Here is a 15918-nt window from a genome sequence, read left to right as displayed (position 1 = left end):
CTATGGCTATCATGGCCTTGGGTCTCTCATCGTGTTTGAAAGATGAGAATATCGAGAACCTCGAGTATGGTATTAATGAAGATGCCATTGAAAGTAACCGAATTATCGAGCTTCCGTCCGCAAGCGGTACACATGTCATTGCTGCTTCGTTTGTTCCGGAAGATAAGGATACCGTTTTTAGTACCCTGACGGTAGGTTTGGCTTCGAAGGAACCTGCAAGTGAAGACATCACCGTAAACCTTACCTTGGATAACAGTGCAGCGATCATCGATAACTGGAATGAAGCCAATGGCGGTGAGCTTGTTGGCTTTCCTTCGGATCAATTTTCAATTGAAGGAGGCTTATCCGTTACCATTCCGAGGGGTAGCCGTTCGGTGACTACACCGGTTAAAATTGCTTTTAACCCAAGTGCGTTACTGGAAGCTCAATATGCACTTGGGTTTCAGATCGCCAGCGTAGATCAGACTGGGTATTTGATCAGTGGTAATTTTAAAGATATGTTAATCCAGTTTGTTGCACAAAGTGCATTTGAGGCTGATTACTCCTTTACTTCTGTGATTACCGGCGGAGCAAATACAACAACTACTGAAGATGTTTATATGCCAACGATTGACGCGACAACGGTGAGCAAAGATGGCATCGGTGGTTATTTTTCGGGTTATACCGAATATACCTTCAACGAAGATGGTACCATAACTGTTGGAGCATACGCGGATGCAACCAAAGGTTCCTCATATGGTGCGACGGTTGTAGAAAGCAGCTACGATGACAACGGCTTCCACGTGAAGTTTACCATTCTTGGCGGTGGCTATACGTTTGATGAGACGGCCGTCAGAAATTAATTAATTCAGTATATTAAACACAAGGGGCGATCTCAATTCGGTTGAGATCGCCCCTTGTGTTTTGAATATACTATTATTATCATTATTGCTGACTGGGGCTTATAATCCTACAATTTTAACTGAAAAAGATACAATTGATATCAAAACTTACGCATACGCAGGAATGTGGTTAACACCTCTTTTAGTTAATTATTTAGCTCCTCATTTGAAAAATGACTATGCTGATTTATTTAATTACGCGGTGAATCTTATTTATAAGATTATAGATACAAAAAAGGGGATACCGATTCGGTATCCCCTTAGTTAATGTCTGTGGAATCTGGATTACTCCGCAACCACCTCGAAAGGTACCTGCACTTTTACTTCTTTATGCAGGTTGAGGTTAGCTACGTATTCACCTAATACCTTGGGGTCTTCTTCAAACGTGATGCGACGGCGATCTACATCAAAGCCTTGCTGCTTTAACGCTTCTGCCACCTGAATGCTATTCACAGAACCGAAGATCTTTCCGGTCTCACCGGCCTTTGCACCGATGGTCAGCTTTACGCTTTCCAGTTTGGCAGCCAGCTCCGTAGCGTCCTTCTTAATCTTATCTTGTTTGAACTGCGCCTGACGGATGTTTTCAGCCAGCACCTTTTTGGACGATTCTGTTGCCAGTATGGCAAATCCCTGAGGGATCAGGTAATTGCGGCCGTAACCGGGTTTTACCGATACGATGTCGTCTTTTTCGCCCAGTTTTTTGATGTCCTGTTTTAAAATTACTTCCATGTCGTTTCCCTCCTTATTTTAATGAATCCGTAACATAAGGCAATAAACCGATATGGCGGGCACGTTTCACCGCCTGAGCCACTTTCCGCTGGAATTTCAGGGAAGTGCCAGTCAGCCGGCGAGGTAATACCTTGCCTTGGTCGTTGACGAACTTCAACAGGAAGTTAGCGTCTTTATAATCGATGTACCGGATGCCATTTTTCTTGAAGCGGCAGTATTTTTTACGGTTGTCCTCCACCTTGGGAGCGGTTACGTACTGGATTTGTTCGTTTGCCATTATTCTGCTACCTCCTCTGCTTTAGGCGCTTCGGCCTTTTTGTTGAACGCTCCACTGCGCTTTTTCTCGTTGTAGGCAATGGCATGTTTGTCTAATCGGATTGTGAGGAAACGCATTACCCGCTCATCACGCTTGTATTCGACTTCCAGTTTACTGATTAATTCACCTGGAGCCTTGAATTCTGTTAGGTGATAGAATCCGGTTGTTTTCTTCTCAATCGGATACGCTAATTTTTTCAAACCCCAATTATCCTCGTGGATAATTTCGGCTCCGCCTTCGGTCAGGATGTTTTTGAATTTGGCAATCACCTCTTTCGAAATCTCCTCAGAAAGCAACGGGGTAAGAATGATAACGGTTTCGTACTGTTGCATACTTTTTGTAAATAAATTAATTTAATCGCGTTTTATATGTTAAAACGGGCTGCAAATTTATGCATAAAGTTTTTGATATCAAAAGGGTATCTTACTAATTTTTGCAGTGCTTGGTTTGTATTATTAAAATAAAGCCTTACCTTTGCGCTTCGATTTATAAAAAATAGTAATTATTAATTCATTAACAATGTACGCAATAGTAAATATAGCCGGACAGCAATTTAAGGTTGCAAAAGACCAGCAGCTCTTTGTACACCGTTTACAGGGAGATGAAGGCGCTAGTATTGAATTTGACAACGTATTGTTAGCGGAAGACGGTGGTAAATTCACGGTAGGTGCACCTATCCTGGAAGGCGCCAAGGTTTCAGCTAAGATCTTGTCACATTTAAAAGGGGACAAGGTGATCGTTTTCAAGAAAAAACGCCGTAAAGGCTACCGGAAAAAGAATGGCCATCGCCAGCAATTTACCAAAATTGAAATCACCGGAATCACATTATAATACGAACTGATTGTTAATCGGGCTTCGTGCCCATCATAAGATAAAGTAAAACATGGCGCATAAAAAAGGTGCGGGTAGTTCAAAGAACGGCCGTGAGTCACACAGTAAACGCTTGGGAGTAAAGATATTTGGTGGTCAGCTTGCCGTTGCCGGTAATGTGATTGTACGGCAGCGTGGAACCAAGCATCATCCGGATGTGAACGTGGGTATCGGTAAAGACCATACGCTGTTTGCACTGATTGATGGCAAGGTTGTATTCCGCAAGAAAGCAAATAATAAGTCTTTTGTATCGGTTATCCCCGTAGCAGAAACAGCGGTAGCCGAACAGCCCAAAGCAAAAGCCAAGGCTGCTCCGAAAGCAGCTGCAGAAGAAGCTCCTGCAGCTGAAAAAAAGACAAAAGCTGCCCCGAAAGCAAAAAAAGCTAAAGGCGATGACCTGACGATTATTGAGGGTATCGGCCCGAAAATCGCAGAAGTATTCGTAAATGCCGGTATTTCTGATTATGCAGCAGTGGCTGCTAAGTCTGCTGTAGAATTGAAAGCACTGTTAACCGAAGCGGGTGACCAGTTTAATACTGCGGTAACGGATACCTGGCCTGAACAGGCTAAACTCGCTGCGGAAGGTAAATTCGACGAGCTTAAGAAATGGCAGGAAGCGCTTGATGGCGGTAAAGAAGATTAATCGCGCAAGCCGTTAACCATAAACGAGAAACCACTCACTTTTCAGCTGAGTGGTTTTTTTGTGCCTATAGGTCTGTATGTTTTTATTGCTGCTTAGACCACCTCTTCGAGCAGTTGCTTTTCGTGCAGCTCGAAATAACTTCCCCGGAGCGCAAGCAATTGTTCATGTGTGCCCTGTTCAATGACCGTTCCTTCATCAAGTACAATAATGTGGTCGGCATTTTTAATGGTTGATATGCGGTGTGCAATGAAAATCGTGGTCTTATCCTGCATTTCCCGGCTCAGGTTACGGAGGATCTCTTCTTCAGTCCGGGTATCCACTGCCGACAGGCAATCGTCAAAAATGAGAATCTGCGGGTTCTTGATCAGCGCGCGCGCAATAGACACCCGCTGTTTCTGTCCGCCCGACAGGGTAATACCCCGTTCGCCGATGGATGTTTCGAATCCTTCTTCAAACGCCATGATATTTTCATAAACGGCCGCATTCCGTGCTGCTTCCTCAACTTGGTCTGGATAGGTGCTATCGAGGCCGAACGCAATGTTGTTGGCAATGGTATCGGAAAAAAGAAACACGTTCTGTGGAACGAAGCCGATCTGCTGGCGATAGGCCTGAAGCGGAAGCTTCCTGATGTCTGTGCCGTCTACGCGGATATCACCGGCCTGCACATCATACATCCGCATCAGCAGGTTGGCCAGGGTGGATTTGCCCGAGCCCGTCTTACCTACAATGGCCAGTACCTGTCCAGGCCGTACCTCAAAAGATACCTGGCGGAGGGCCCGGATACCTGTTTCGGGATAGGTAAAGCTGACATTGCTGACCTGGATGTGGCCCTGAACAGCTAAATCGGCAGCCACATGCCCGGCCCTTGGCCGGATGGAGGGTTCGGTCTGCAGGAACTCATTGATGCGCTTCTGTGACGCGGCAGCCCGTTGAATGAGTGAGGTCACCCAGGCCAGGGCCATTGCCGGAAATGTGAGCTGGTTGACATACACGATAAATTCGGCAATATTTCCCGAAGTGATGGTACCTTTCGCTACTTCCAGTCCACCTACATAAACTGTAATAATGGTGCTTAGTCCGATCAAGAGTAAAATTAACGGAAAGAAAATCGCCTGCGTTTTAACGAGTGCCAACGAGGCATCCCGATAATGATCGCTTTCATTCGAAAACACGCCCATTTTATCCGCCTCGCGATTATACGCCTTAACCACGCGGATTCCGGAAAACGTTTCCTGTACAAACGACGACAGGGAGGACAATTGTCGCTGGATCGCTTCGCTGCGTCGGTTGATAATTTTGTTTACATACAGCAGGATGATACAGAGGATCGGGATGGGAAGCAATGCATAGAAGGCCAGCGTGGCATTCACCTGGATCATAGCTGCGATCACCATGATGGACAGTACAATGGTGTTAATCGAATACATGATGGCCGGCCCAAGGTAAGAGCGTACATGGTTTACGTCTTCCGTTACGCGATTCATCAGGTCACCCGTATTGTTGCGTCTGAAAAACGCCATGTCCAGCTGCTGGTAATGCCCATAGATTTCGTTCTTCAGGTCGTACTCGATATGCCTTGACGTTAGGATAATTGTCTGACGCATCAGGAAAAGGAAAATACCACGTATGAGTGAAAGTATCAGTACCAAAGCACCAAACAGGAGTAAACTGGAGCCGAACACTTGGTAAATCAGTTGCTGCCGTTCAAAGCCGTCAAAAAGCCGGTACATGCTGATATTTTCTTTTACCAGGTCGAACGCAATTCGGATTACCTGGGCCGGCAACACGCCGAAATAATTGGAGGCAATGACGAAAAGGACGCCGGGAATCATGCGCCAGCGATACTTGTAGAAATATTTATTAAGGTGTGCGAGATGTTTCATCTTGGTAGGCAAAAATACACATGTTTTATTCAAAATAGCAGGGTGCCGCCAACAACGGCTGTAAATTTACTTAATATTAGCAATACACGTGTTTTCCGGGTAATGGCGGAATCGAAAAATGCGATGATAAAATTGTATTATCATTGTAATTTGAGTAGTTTTGCGCAACATTTTCAATGCACAAACCGATAGCATGTATGGCAGTTTCCGCTAATGATCATTCGTCGTTTAAGTTGATGGGGCAATTCGGGCATCAGCAACTTGTTTTCTGCAACGACAGCGCGACGGGGTTACAGGCTATAATTGCCGTACACGACACGACCTTGGGACCTGCCATTGGCGGTGTACGGATGCTTCCATATACGAATGTGGATGAAGCTATTGATGATGTGCTTCGCTTATCGAGGGGCATGACATACAAAACCGCTGTAACCGGAATCAACCTGGGTGGCGGTAATGCAGCCATCATCGGCGATCACCGTACACAGAAAAGCGAAGTATTACTGCGGCGGTTCGGGCAGTTTGTAGATCGGCTGAACGGCACTTTCATTGCCTCGCTGGACATTGGAACCTCACCCCGCGATATGGAGTATATCCACATGGAAACCAGTCATGTGGCAGGGTTGCCCAAATCCCTTGGCGGCAGCGGTGATTCCTCTCCATTTACAGCAAAAGGCGTATATTATGGCATTAAGGCCGCATTGAAGGAACTGTACGGTAATGACAGCCTCGCCGGGCGGACTATTTCGGTACAGGGAGCTGGAAATGTTGGTGAACATTTAATTGCGATGCTCCGGGAGGAAAATGCGAAAGTATATGTGAGCGATATTGTGGAAGACCGGATGATCGAAGTGGCCAATAAATATAAGGCGGTTGCCGTATCAAACAACGACATGTATACACTTGATGTAGATGTATATGCGCCATGTGCTTTGGGAGGTACTGTAAATAAGGACACCATTTCAAAAATGCGCTGCCGGATTATCGCGGGATCGGCGAATAACCAACTGCGTAATGAGGAAGAAGACGGCCATATGCTGATGGAAAAGGGGATTCTGTATGCGCCCGATTATTTGATCAATGCCGGCGGATTAATCAGCTGTTACTCTGAAATTGCAGGGTATGGCATATCCCGTACCGCGGAACTGACGGAGAATATTTACGACGTCACCCGGTCGGTATTACGCAAGGCAATTGATGAGCGTATTGCTCCGTACCAGGCAGCTAACCGCATTGCCGAATCACGGATAGCGGCCATGGGTAAAATTAAGAAGTAATCAAATAAGTATAGGCGGTAACGCCATTTCGTTCTTTGTAACATGCTAAACAGAAGGCACCTCCGGGTCAAAGTACTACAAACGCTTTACGCGTACCAGTTATCGGAAGATAAACAGGTCACCAAATTTGAAAAGGCACTGCTGCAAAGTGTTGATCAGGTATACGAAATGTATATCTGGGCGCTGAATTTAATGGATGAAGTGGCCGATTATGTCCTGGTTGATGCGGAGGAACGCGCGAACAAGTTTCTGCCGACGGAAAAGGACCTTTCGCTGGATACGCGCCTACACGATAATACGTTTATCGTATCGCTTCGGAATAACGAGAAATATCGGGCCGATGTGAAGCGGTACAAGGTTTCCTGGAGCTTTGATCCGGAAATTGTCCGCAAGGTTTTCCAACAGCTGAAGGGTTCAGAGGCCTATGAAACCTATTTGAACCAGGAGGATCGCTCTATCGCAGCCGAAAAGGACATTATCAAGTTTATCTTCAAGAAGATTATTTTAACGTCCCCTGCCATTGAGCAGGTTTTTGAAGAACGGTTTATCAACTGGCCGGTGGATAAAGAGGTGCTGCAGGCCATGATAGCCAAAACATTCAAGAATTTCGCGAGTGAAAACCCGACGCAGAATAAGCTGGCGGAATTGACGCCAAACTGGGATGAAGACCGGCCGTTTATCACGGAACTGTTCACGCAGACCATTCGCTATGCTGATGAATACCAGCAGCTGATCGGCGCGAAGACCAAAAATTGGGAAGCCGACCGTATAGCACTGCTTGATACGTTGCTTATGCGCATGGCCATCTGTGAATTGCTTAATTTCCCAACGATTCCGGTGAAAGTTACGATCAATGAATATATCGAACTTTCGAAGGTATACAGTACGGCGAAAAGCAATACATTTATCAATGGTGTATTGGATAAAATACTCGGCGAATTGCAGACGTCGGGCCGGATACGGAAACATGGCCGTGGATTGATACAATAAACAGGCACATTTACCAAACAATTAACCCGCAAGAAAAATTAAACTTAATACCAAGGATGATGAATACCATGAAAATAATCCCATTGTTCTGTGCCGGTCTGGCGCTTACCCTATCGTGTAATTCCGGAAATAGTCAGCAGCAAGCAGCAGAAGTTCCATCGGAGCATGCTGGCGAACAGCCTGTTACCCAGCACGTAATCCCAGGGGATAATGCCGAGGCACCTGTATTGGAACTGGTTTCCGATACCTATGATTTTGGAAAGGTGGATGAAGGAACGCGGGTTGAACATGAGTTTCTTTTCAAGAATACAGGCGGGTCACCATTGATTATCTCGAATGTACAGGCATCCTGTGGCTGTACCACACCCGAATATTCAAAAAATCCGATTGCTCCAGGCGAAGAGGGACTTGTTAAAGTGGTGTTCAACAGTGCAGGACAGTTGGGGAAGCAGCATAAGATCGTTACGGTAACTTCCAATGCATTGAGTACAAACACATTACTTCACCTCCGTGGAGAGGTGTCAAAATAACCAGACAGCATAAACACAATAATTTTTAAACAATGACAACAGCGACAATTTTATTACAGGCAGGAGGATCGGCAGGCATTATGGGTTTTTTACCCATGGTTTTGATCATCGTAGTATTTTATTTCTTCATGATCAGGCCACAAATGAAAAAGGCGAAAGACCATAAAAAATATATCGAGGAACTTAAGGTAAACGATAAAGTGGTGACCACTGCTGGCATACATGGCCGCATTGTGGAAATTTCCGAAACCACGTTTCTGGTAGATGTTGGATCAGGAATCAAGATCCGTTTCGATAAATCTGCTATTGCCCTGGATGCTTCCAAGGCACAGAATGCTGCTGCGGCGCCTAAGGCATAACAGCCGTGCGGGACAGGTCATTTCAGTGACCGTGTCCCAATTGCATATCCGCTCAACTTTCGCTAAGTTTGTTCGTGATGCCGGGAATGAAATTAAACAAAACGCAACGACGCAAGCTTAGCATTTTTGCGAAATGCATTTTTTTTTCATTCCTGGCATGGACTATCTTTGCGGTTTCCAACAATTACGTTTATACCGTTAAAGCCGGCGTGGAATATGTTAACGCGCCGGCAAATAAGGCGTTCCACCCGCTGCAATCGGACACAGTGAATGTACGACTGGAAACGACAGGCTGGCAATTGTTATTCTCAACCCTGCGTTCCACTGCACATACCATTCAGGTGGATCTCAGTGGGCTTCAGAACAGAAACTGGATTGTCTTTACCAACCAGCTTGGGTTTGTAAACCGGCAGTTTGCGGCTAACCAGCAGGTGGTGTCCGTTTCACCCGATACGCTGTATTTTGACTTCTCCAAACAAACCGAACGGAAGATCCCCGTTAAGCCGGTATATCACATCCAATTTGCAAAACAGTATAATATCATTGACCAGCTAACAGTATCACCGGAATACGTGACAATTACCGGTCCGCTTGAAGATGTGGTGGAAATTGAATCCTGGGAAACGGATACGATACGCGGCACCCAGGTGCAATCTGCTGTCCGCATGAATGTACCGTTACAGAAAAACCAGCGCGCTAATATTAACATCTATCCGACAACAGTTGAAGTAAATATTCCTGTTGGCGAGGTAACCGAAAAAATTCTTGAAGTGCCGCTGAAAGTGGAAAATGGCAGGCAGTTCAGCTCAGTAAAACTGCTGCCAGGCAAGGTGAAACTTACTGTTATGGTGTCACTGCGTGATTATGCGAAGATAACCGGCAATTCATTCGAAGCGGTTGTGAACATGGAACATTGGGTTGATGACCAGATCAGCAGCTTGCCGGTGATCATTACCCAGATCCCGGAATTCTGCACGCTTGTTAAAGTGGAACCCCAAAACGTTGAATTCTTCGTCAGGAAATAGTGCAGAGTATGCAAAAGGTAGGCGTAACAGGTGGAATTGGCAGCGGCAAAACATTGATTTGCCGTATCTTCGGCGTTTTGGGAATCCCAGTTTTTGACGCGGACAGGGAGGCAAAGCGACTGATGACCGGGGACCTCGGGCTTGTAGCTGCCATAACCGATGCATTTGGCGACGAAGCTTATTCTGCAAATGGCTCACTTAACCGGGCATACCTGGCCGAAACGGTTTTTAATAATGAAGCTGCACGGAAAAGACTGAATGAATTGGTGCATCCCGTGGTTATCCGGGCAGGAGAGGAGTGGGCAGCTGCACAGCATGCCCCTTATACCATCAAAGAGGCTGCCCTGCTGTTTGAAAGCGGTTCATATAAAAAAAACAATTATAATATACTGGTGACAGCCCCCGAGGACCTGCGCATACAGCGGGTGATGGAGCGTGACGGAACGACGGAGCGCCAGGTGAGGGCTCGCATGGCCAGCCAGTGGCCGGAAGAGAAAAAAGCGGCATTCGCTGATTTTATAATTACAAACGACGGTATTCAAGCACTTATTCCGCAGGTGCGAAAGTTACACGATTTTTTTCTTCAGTTACGATAATGGCGGATGTTCTGGCGGATTTTCTGGTTCAGCGGCCTGAAGGGTACTACTGTCGGTATGGCGATTTCTTTATCGATCCGCTGCTGCCTGTGGATAATGCCCTGATATCCCATGCACATGCTGACCATGCCACGCCGGGGCACCGGCGGATTTTCTGCACGCCGCCGACGACTGTATTCATGCAGCACCGTTATCGCCAGCAACCGCTGCAAAGTTTTTTTGACCAACCTTATCATCAGTTATTTAGCCTGCAGGAAGTGAAGCTTTATTTTATACCTGCAGGACACATGCTCGGATCAGCACAGATTGTGATGGAATACCGTGGGGTACGGTATGTGTATACGGGCGATTACAAAGTGCAGCCTGATCATACATGTGAGCCGCTGGAAACCATTGCTGCTGATGTACTGATTACCGAAAGCACTTTTGCCAATCCGGAGATTATTCATCCCGATCCGGTTTCGGAAATTGCCAAGCTGGCTGGAACATCGGCTAACCTGCTGCTGGGCGCTTATGCATTGGGCAAGGCACAGCGGCTTACCAGCCTGATTGATCAGTACTGTCCGGACCGGCGGATACTTATTCATCACAGCATTTTACCTTTTCACCGGATATATGAGTCTTTCGGCATTGGGATAGGCCGCTACGAACCTTATAACCGTAAAGAGATGAAGGTGCTGCCTGCCAATAAAATCTATATAGTGCCGCCTTTCACCTTCAATAGCTATTTCAGGGCTACCAACGTGCTGCGGGTATTTGCTTCGGGATGGAAGCGGCTCCAGCAGCACAACCACCTGGAATTGTATATTTCAGACCATGTGGATTGGCAGGATATCCTGGCTTATATTGCTATAATGAAGCCAAGGGAGATCTGGACCATTCACGGTGATGGGCAGCCATTGGCCGCCCATTTTTCAGGTGTCATTCCCGTCAGGCCATTGCAGTTGATGCCCTGAGGAAACTTCTTCATTACAGTTATACAGTTGACCTATTTTTCCCACCACACCTTGGTCATAACATCATCTCCGCCGATACGGTCTGCCGCTTCCTGGTAATTTTGGGGATTGAACCGTCTTACATTATTGTGATACATAAACCGGGTAGGCATTACCCCATCGTGCAGCATGTATGCTGTTGTCGGAAGTACGGGGTAGCCGGTACGCCGGTATTCAAACCACTGCTGGTAGTCATTGAAAAATAATGCGAGATACTTTTGATTCATCAGCTGCTCCATCGTACCGTTAAACGCAGCCTGTTCATTTTCAAAATATCCGACTGGCATTTCACTGTTTTTCCATTGAGTGATTCCGGCGGTAACTGCAGCTTCATATGCTTCTTCCGCGGTTTCCATATCGCCGAAATGAAGTGCTACTTCAGCCTTGATGAATTCGACCTCGGCATAGCCCATGATTACCTCAATAATTTCCGTGCCTAATGCCGTGTACACCATCAGGTCGCCATTTGGCGTACTTGGTGAAAAATCAAATTGGGACTCATCTCCGGAGTGGGCGCTGGGGATACCTTTATAGCCAATGGGTTGGATAGCACCGTCCACCAGTCGCGAAGCCTGGGTCATAAAGAGGCCTCGCCGCGGATCTTCCAGTTCATTAAGCATATCGACAAAGAACTGGCCCATCGCCTGGAAATTGACGTAATCCTGCCTTCTTCCCCAGGCATAATCGTATGGTGGGAGTCCGGTTACCGTTAAAAGTGCCGCCTCGTCATTATTGCGGAATACCGGATATTGTTCAGGATCATTAATTATCGCCTGCAACTTATCGTAACTGTTGAATTCGGCTCGCTTGGAGAGTCTAAGGGTGAGTCGCATCAGCAGGGAATTGTTAAACCGCCGCCAGCTTTCCTTATTGTTGCCGTATAAGACGTCGTTTCCGGCCATTTCCCCTTCAGCGGCATAAATCGTATTCGCTTCCTCCAGATCGGAAATCAGTTTGTTGTAAATTTCCTCCTGGGTATCAAACCGCGGCTGGGAAATTCCCTCTTCGGCCATGAGTGCTTCTGAAAAAGGAACGTCGCCAAAACTATCCGTCAGGATGCCCACAATATAGGCCTGTAAAGTGGCGGCAACGGCCCGGTATACCGGCTGATCGTAGAATTCGGCAGATTCCCGCATTTCGCGAAGGTTACGCATCCACTGATAACAGGTATTCCAAGTACCGTTACCTGCATTTTCATTCAGTTCATAGCGATGTATGCCATTGGCAGGACTGGGGTTGGGAAGGCCAACCTGCATGATCTGCCAGGTAAAGTCGCGACTGCGTTCGGTAAAGTAGGTGCTCATACCATAAATGGTAGGAGTTACCAAGCTGCCGGGTGTTACCCGGTCTATCCGGTTAGGATCTATATTTAAATCAGTAAAATTTTTCGTACACGAAGAAAAGCTCATCGCGCCGATGGTGCTTGCCAATATTACTGCTGCTATCTTTTTCATTAGAATGATGAATTGAGGGTGTAAGTGTACAATCGCATAAAGGAGTTCATGACACCCGGTTTGTTTAAAACTTCAAGCTTAAATTTGCGCCCCAGGTGCGTGGTGTGGGCAACTGGCCCATTTCGACACCCGGCACTACGGTTGCCCCGTTGAGCGATGCGGTTTCCGGATCAAATATCGGGAAGTTCGAAATCAGCAGGAGATCCCGGCCGTACAGGGCGATACTGGCACCTGACAGTTTGAGCTTTGCGGTCCAGGTCTGCGGCAGATTGAATTCAATACGCGCTTCACGGAGTTTGATATAAGAGGCGTCAAAACTGTTAGTTTCAATGTTGGCCCGACGGTAAAAATCACCGTACCAGGTGTTGATTGCCACCGGCGTGGTGTTGGGTGAATAGGATCCGTCGTCATTTAATACAACACCATCCCCAACGACCAGACCTTCCTCCCGCCCGAGCAGTGTATGCTTCAATTTACCCTGCTCTGTCATTTTATGATGTGTCTGCGAATAAATCATACCACCATACTGTCCATCAAAAAGCAAACTGAACCGCCAGTTCTTATAGCTGAATTCGTTCAGGAAGCCGCCACGCCATAAAGGATAGGCATTGCCGATTTTGGTAATATCCGCGGGCCGGAGGGCCAGACCAGTTTCTGCGTCGAAGACGACCTGGCCTTGCTCGTTCCGGACCAGCCCGTACCCCCAGATATCACCCGTTGTACCACCCTCTGTGGCAATGATGGATGCGGTGCCGCTGGTTGCGATGATCTGCTGGTCAGCATCGATTTCGTCACTGAGTTCCAGGATTTTGTTTTCATTTTTTGCCCAGGTAATGGTTGATGTCCAAGTGAAATTCTGATTGGATACCGGGCTTCCGCTTAACATCACCTCAATACCACGGTTACGAATGGTACCGGCGTTGATAAATGCGCTACTGTAGCCGGTAGTGATGTCAAGTGGCACGCTCAACACCTGGTTGACCGTATTGTTATGATATAGATTTACATCGCCGGTTATGCGGTTCCGGAAAAGGGAGAAGTTGATCCCGCCTTCCCACGACGTGGAGATTTCGGGCTTTAAGTTTGCATTATGTAATACCGAGGGCGCGTTTGCCGAACCCGGGAAATCGGATTGGTTGTAATACTTGGCAATCCGGTAAGGGTCTGTGTCGGTGCCCACCTGCGCCCAGGAAAGCCGGGCTTTGGCAAAAGAGATGGCTGTGGGTAATCTGAATATATCAGATAGAATATAACTGGTGCTCACCGATGGATAAAAATAGGACCGGTTTTGGTCAGGCAGGGTAGAGGACCAGTCGTTCCGGCCTGTAACATCAAGAAATATCAGTTCTTTCCACGAAAAATTGACCAACCCATAAAGGCTGTGTGTACGCCGTTCAGCAATGGTGTTGTCCACCACGCCCTGTTCCAGCGCATTGGATAGCTTGTAAATCCCGGGAAGCATCAGTCCCCGTGCCATGGCGTTGTTTTCCTTGCTCTGTCCGTGCATGAGGTTGCCACCCACTGACGCCGTCATGGCCACGGTCTGGCTCAGTTTGTCACTATAAGTCAGTAATGCATCCGTATTCGATTCATAAAAAAATACATCCTGCTGTTTGTAGTAACCCTGTGGGAAATTGGCGGTATCCCACGGGCGCCGTTGTTCACGCTGATCCTGGCGCAGGTTTAGCCCGGAACGCACCATTAAATTAAACCGGTCGTTAAACGCGTAGACTGCTTGCAGGTTTCCATCAATATTGATGTTTTTTAGGCTGTTTGTCATTTCGTGAGCGATGACAAAGGGATTTTCAATGTAAGAGCTGAACGGATGGATCTGGCTGATCTGATCCTGCCCCTGTTTCCAACGGGGTTCGTACACGGCCAGGTCGATGTTTGGATTTTGGAAAATCATGAAATAAGCGATCGACTGGTTATTGTAGCCCGTGCCCGGCAGGTTATCACTGGTTTTATTGGTGAATCCCATCTTGGCGTTTATGGTCAGTTTCTCCGACAGCTGTGCTCCGGCATTGAGTGTGCCTACGAAGCGCTCAAAGCCGGTGTTGGGCATAATCCATTCATTCTTGGTATGTGTGAAGGATGCACGCGCTGAGAAGCGGTCGGTAGCACCGTCAAGCGCCAGGTTATTTGTAGTGGTAAAACCGGTCCGCCAGAAACCTTTGATGTTATCTTTATATGGCACCCACGGTAATCGCTCGGTCGACTGCCCCTCGATCGAAGGATCATACTGGAAGTACCGCTGTCCGTCAAATTTCGGGCCGAAGGCACTGGACGTCGATCCGGTATTTGGTCCGTCTTCCGACAATTGATAGGAGTAATACAATTCCCCATCGGCATTCCGGTTATTGTTACCCTGACCGTATTCGTATTGGTATTCGGGCCAGCGCAACACATCATTTATACTGGTATTGGAATTGATGGATATCCCGATCCCGTCGCGGCTTTGTCCTTTCTTAGTCGTGATGATCAGTGCGCCATTCCCTGCGCGGCTTCCGTATAACGCGGTAGCTGCAGCGCCTTTCAGCACGGTTACCGATTCGATGTCGTCGGGATTAATGTCAGACAGGCCGTTGCCGAAATCAATCGGAATATCTTTATCTACGCCACTTGATCCGGCTCCATATGCCTGGTCAACGCCTGAGCTCACCCTGCCGTTAATCATCGGGATGCCGTCAATGACAATGAGTGCCTCATTCCGGTTGGGGTCAAGTGAACGGTCGCCACGGAGGTTTATCCGTGTGGAGTTTATCGGGCCTGATCCTGTCTGTGTCAGGTTAAGGCCGGCTACCTTACCTTTTAATGCATCGGTCCAGGTGTTCGGCATCGCCTTGGTGATCGCTTCTCCTTTTACTGTACTCACACCATAACCCAATCCTTTCGCCTCCCGTTCGATCCCCAGGGCGGTAACCACCACTTCGTCAATTTCCGTGGAGGATTCGGCTAGGGAGATCACTAGGTTATTTTGTGAATTGTCCGCCGTAACGTGTCGCGATACCCGGCCTATCAAGGCAAAAGTCAGATCGGTACCTTTTGTTACCGTTACGTGGAACCTGCCACTGTCATCCGTGGTGGTAATGGCTTGCCCGTTGACGATGACCGTGACACCACTGAGCGGCTCACCGTCGGTTTCGTTCTGTACAATGCCCTCCAGGGTTACCTGTTCCTGATAGGCCGCTGCCCCGGCAGTCCGGGTTAACGCCTGGGCTTGCTGGCTCGACAGCATAACGAGGCAAAATAAAGACACCACTATCCAGGCGTTTCGTAAGGGATACACGCCCGTACTAAGCGTGGATTTTTCCTTGCCGGAAACACACGGATAAGCGCCGTGCGGAAAATCATGTCGATTTTTCATTTC

At 47.4% G+C, this 15918-nt stretch carries 16 protein-coding genes; 10 read left to right on the top strand and 6 right to left on the bottom strand.

Going from position 1 to position 15918, the window contains the following annotated elements:
* Nucleotides 1–2: 2 nt before the first annotated feature.
* The gene (locus NEV57_RS02235; protein ID WP_257656652.1) at nt 3–842 is read left to right on the top strand and encodes a DUF1735 domain-containing protein; all 840 of its coding nucleotides are present in this window, start codon (nt 3–5) and stop codon (nt 840–842) included.
* A 324-nt stretch (nt 843–1166) separates the two neighbouring features.
* On the opposite strand, the gene rplI is transcribed toward NEV57_RS02235, so the two are convergent.
* From rplI to rpsF, 3 genes are read right to left on the bottom strand one after another with little or no spacing between them, the layout of a single operon-like run.
* Entirely contained in the window at nt 1167–1610 is a 444-nt protein-coding gene (rplI, locus tag NEV57_RS02230) for a 50S ribosomal protein L9 (RefSeq protein ID WP_257656651.1), read from the bottom strand.
* A gap of 13 nt (nt 1611–1623) precedes the next feature.
* Nucleotides 1624–1887, bottom strand: coding sequence for a 30S ribosomal protein S18 (rpsR, locus tag NEV57_RS02225; RefSeq protein WP_257656650.1), 264 nt, complete (start codon nt 1885–1887; stop codon nt 1624–1626).
* Nucleotides 1887–2258 (bottom strand): 30S ribosomal protein S6, encoded by a 372-nt coding sequence (rpsF, locus tag NEV57_RS02220; RefSeq protein WP_257656649.1) that lies wholly within the window; start codon nt 2256–2258, stop codon nt 1887–1889. The genes rpsR and rpsF overlap by 1 nt, the downstream gene beginning before the upstream one ends.
* A 187-nt stretch (nt 2259–2445) precedes the next feature.
* Here rpsF and rplU point away from each other — a divergent pair, with 187 nt between their 5' ends.
* Together rplU and rpmA are read left to right on the top strand one after the other, a co-directional pair.
* A complete protein-coding gene (rplU, locus tag NEV57_RS02215; RefSeq protein ID WP_257656648.1) occupies nt 2446–2757 on the top strand; it encodes a 50S ribosomal protein L21 in 312 nt (103 codons plus the stop codon).
* Nucleotides 2758–2809: 52 nt separating this feature from the next.
* Nucleotides 2810–3439: a 50S ribosomal protein L27 gene (gene rpmA, locus NEV57_RS02210; RefSeq protein ID WP_257656647.1), complete on the top strand. Its 630-nt coding sequence runs from the start codon at nt 2810–2812 to the stop codon at nt 3437–3439.
* 92 nt (nt 3440–3531) lie between these two features.
* Here rpmA and NEV57_RS02205 read toward each other — a convergent pair whose 3' ends face one another.
* Nucleotides 3532–5322: an ABC transporter ATP-binding protein gene (locus NEV57_RS02205; RefSeq protein WP_257656646.1), complete on the bottom strand. Its 1791-nt coding sequence runs from the start codon at nt 5320–5322 to the stop codon at nt 3532–3534.
* 197 nt (nt 5323–5519) lie between these two features.
* Between NEV57_RS02205 and NEV57_RS02200 the strand changes: the two genes are divergently transcribed.
* The 7 genes from NEV57_RS02200 to NEV57_RS02170 all read left to right on the top strand — a co-directional run bounded on the left by NEV57_RS02200 (nt 5520) and on the right by NEV57_RS02170 (nt 11055).
* Nucleotides 5520–6599: a Glu/Leu/Phe/Val family dehydrogenase gene (locus NEV57_RS02200; protein ID WP_257656645.1), complete on the top strand. Its 1080-nt coding sequence runs from the start codon at nt 5520–5522 to the stop codon at nt 6597–6599.
* Between the two features lie 42 nt (nt 6600–6641).
* Complete coding sequence (nusB, locus tag NEV57_RS02195) at nt 6642–7589, top strand: transcription antitermination factor NusB (protein ID WP_257656644.1); 948 nt, start codon at nt 6642–6644, stop codon at nt 7587–7589.
* Nucleotides 7590–7657: 68 nt separating this feature from the next.
* A complete protein-coding gene (locus tag NEV57_RS02190) occupies nt 7658–8119 on the top strand; it encodes a DUF1573 domain-containing protein (RefSeq protein ID WP_257656643.1) in 462 nt (153 codons plus the stop codon).
* Nucleotides 8120–8151: 32 nt separating this feature from the next.
* Entirely contained in the window at nt 8152–8478 is a 327-nt protein-coding gene (gene yajC, locus NEV57_RS02185) for a preprotein translocase subunit YajC (protein ID WP_257656642.1), read from the top strand.
* A 209-nt stretch (nt 8479–8687) separates the two neighbouring features.
* Complete coding sequence (locus tag NEV57_RS02180; RefSeq protein ID WP_257656641.1) at nt 8688–9503, top strand: YbbR-like domain-containing protein; 816 nt, start codon at nt 8688–8690, stop codon at nt 9501–9503.
* A gap of 8 nt (nt 9504–9511) precedes the next feature.
* Nucleotides 9512–10099 carry a dephospho-CoA kinase gene (gene coaE / locus NEV57_RS02175; RefSeq protein WP_257656640.1) on the top strand — a complete coding sequence of 196 codons (588 nt, stop codon included), beginning with the start codon at nt 9512–9514 and terminating at the stop codon, nt 10097–10099.
* Entirely contained in the window at nt 10099–11055 is a 957-nt protein-coding gene (locus NEV57_RS02170; RefSeq protein WP_257656639.1) for an MBL fold metallo-hydrolase, read from the top strand. The genes coaE and NEV57_RS02170 overlap by 1 nt, the downstream gene beginning before the upstream one ends.
* 32 nt (nt 11056–11087) lie before the next feature.
* Here the strand turns inward: NEV57_RS02170 and NEV57_RS02165 are convergent, their stop codons facing one another.
* Together NEV57_RS02165 and NEV57_RS02160 are read right to left on the bottom strand one after the other, a co-directional pair.
* Nucleotides 11088–12548, bottom strand: coding sequence for a SusD/RagB family nutrient-binding outer membrane lipoprotein (locus NEV57_RS02165; protein ID WP_257656638.1), 1461 nt, complete (start codon nt 12546–12548; stop codon nt 11088–11090).
* A gap of 64 nt (nt 12549–12612) precedes the next feature.
* Nucleotides 12613–15915, bottom strand: coding sequence for a SusC/RagA family TonB-linked outer membrane protein (locus NEV57_RS02160; protein ID WP_257656637.1), 3303 nt, complete (start codon nt 15913–15915; stop codon nt 12613–12615).
* Nucleotides 15916–15918: the final 3 nt, after the last annotated feature.

The sequence above is a fragment of the Parapedobacter lycopersici genome (genome assembly GCF_024643285.1).
Classification (GTDB): domain Bacteria; phylum Bacteroidota; class Bacteroidia; order Sphingobacteriales; family Sphingobacteriaceae; genus Parapedobacter; species Parapedobacter lycopersici.
Note: the sequence above shows the minus strand (reverse complement) of the source record. Positions and strands in the feature narration are given on the sequence as shown.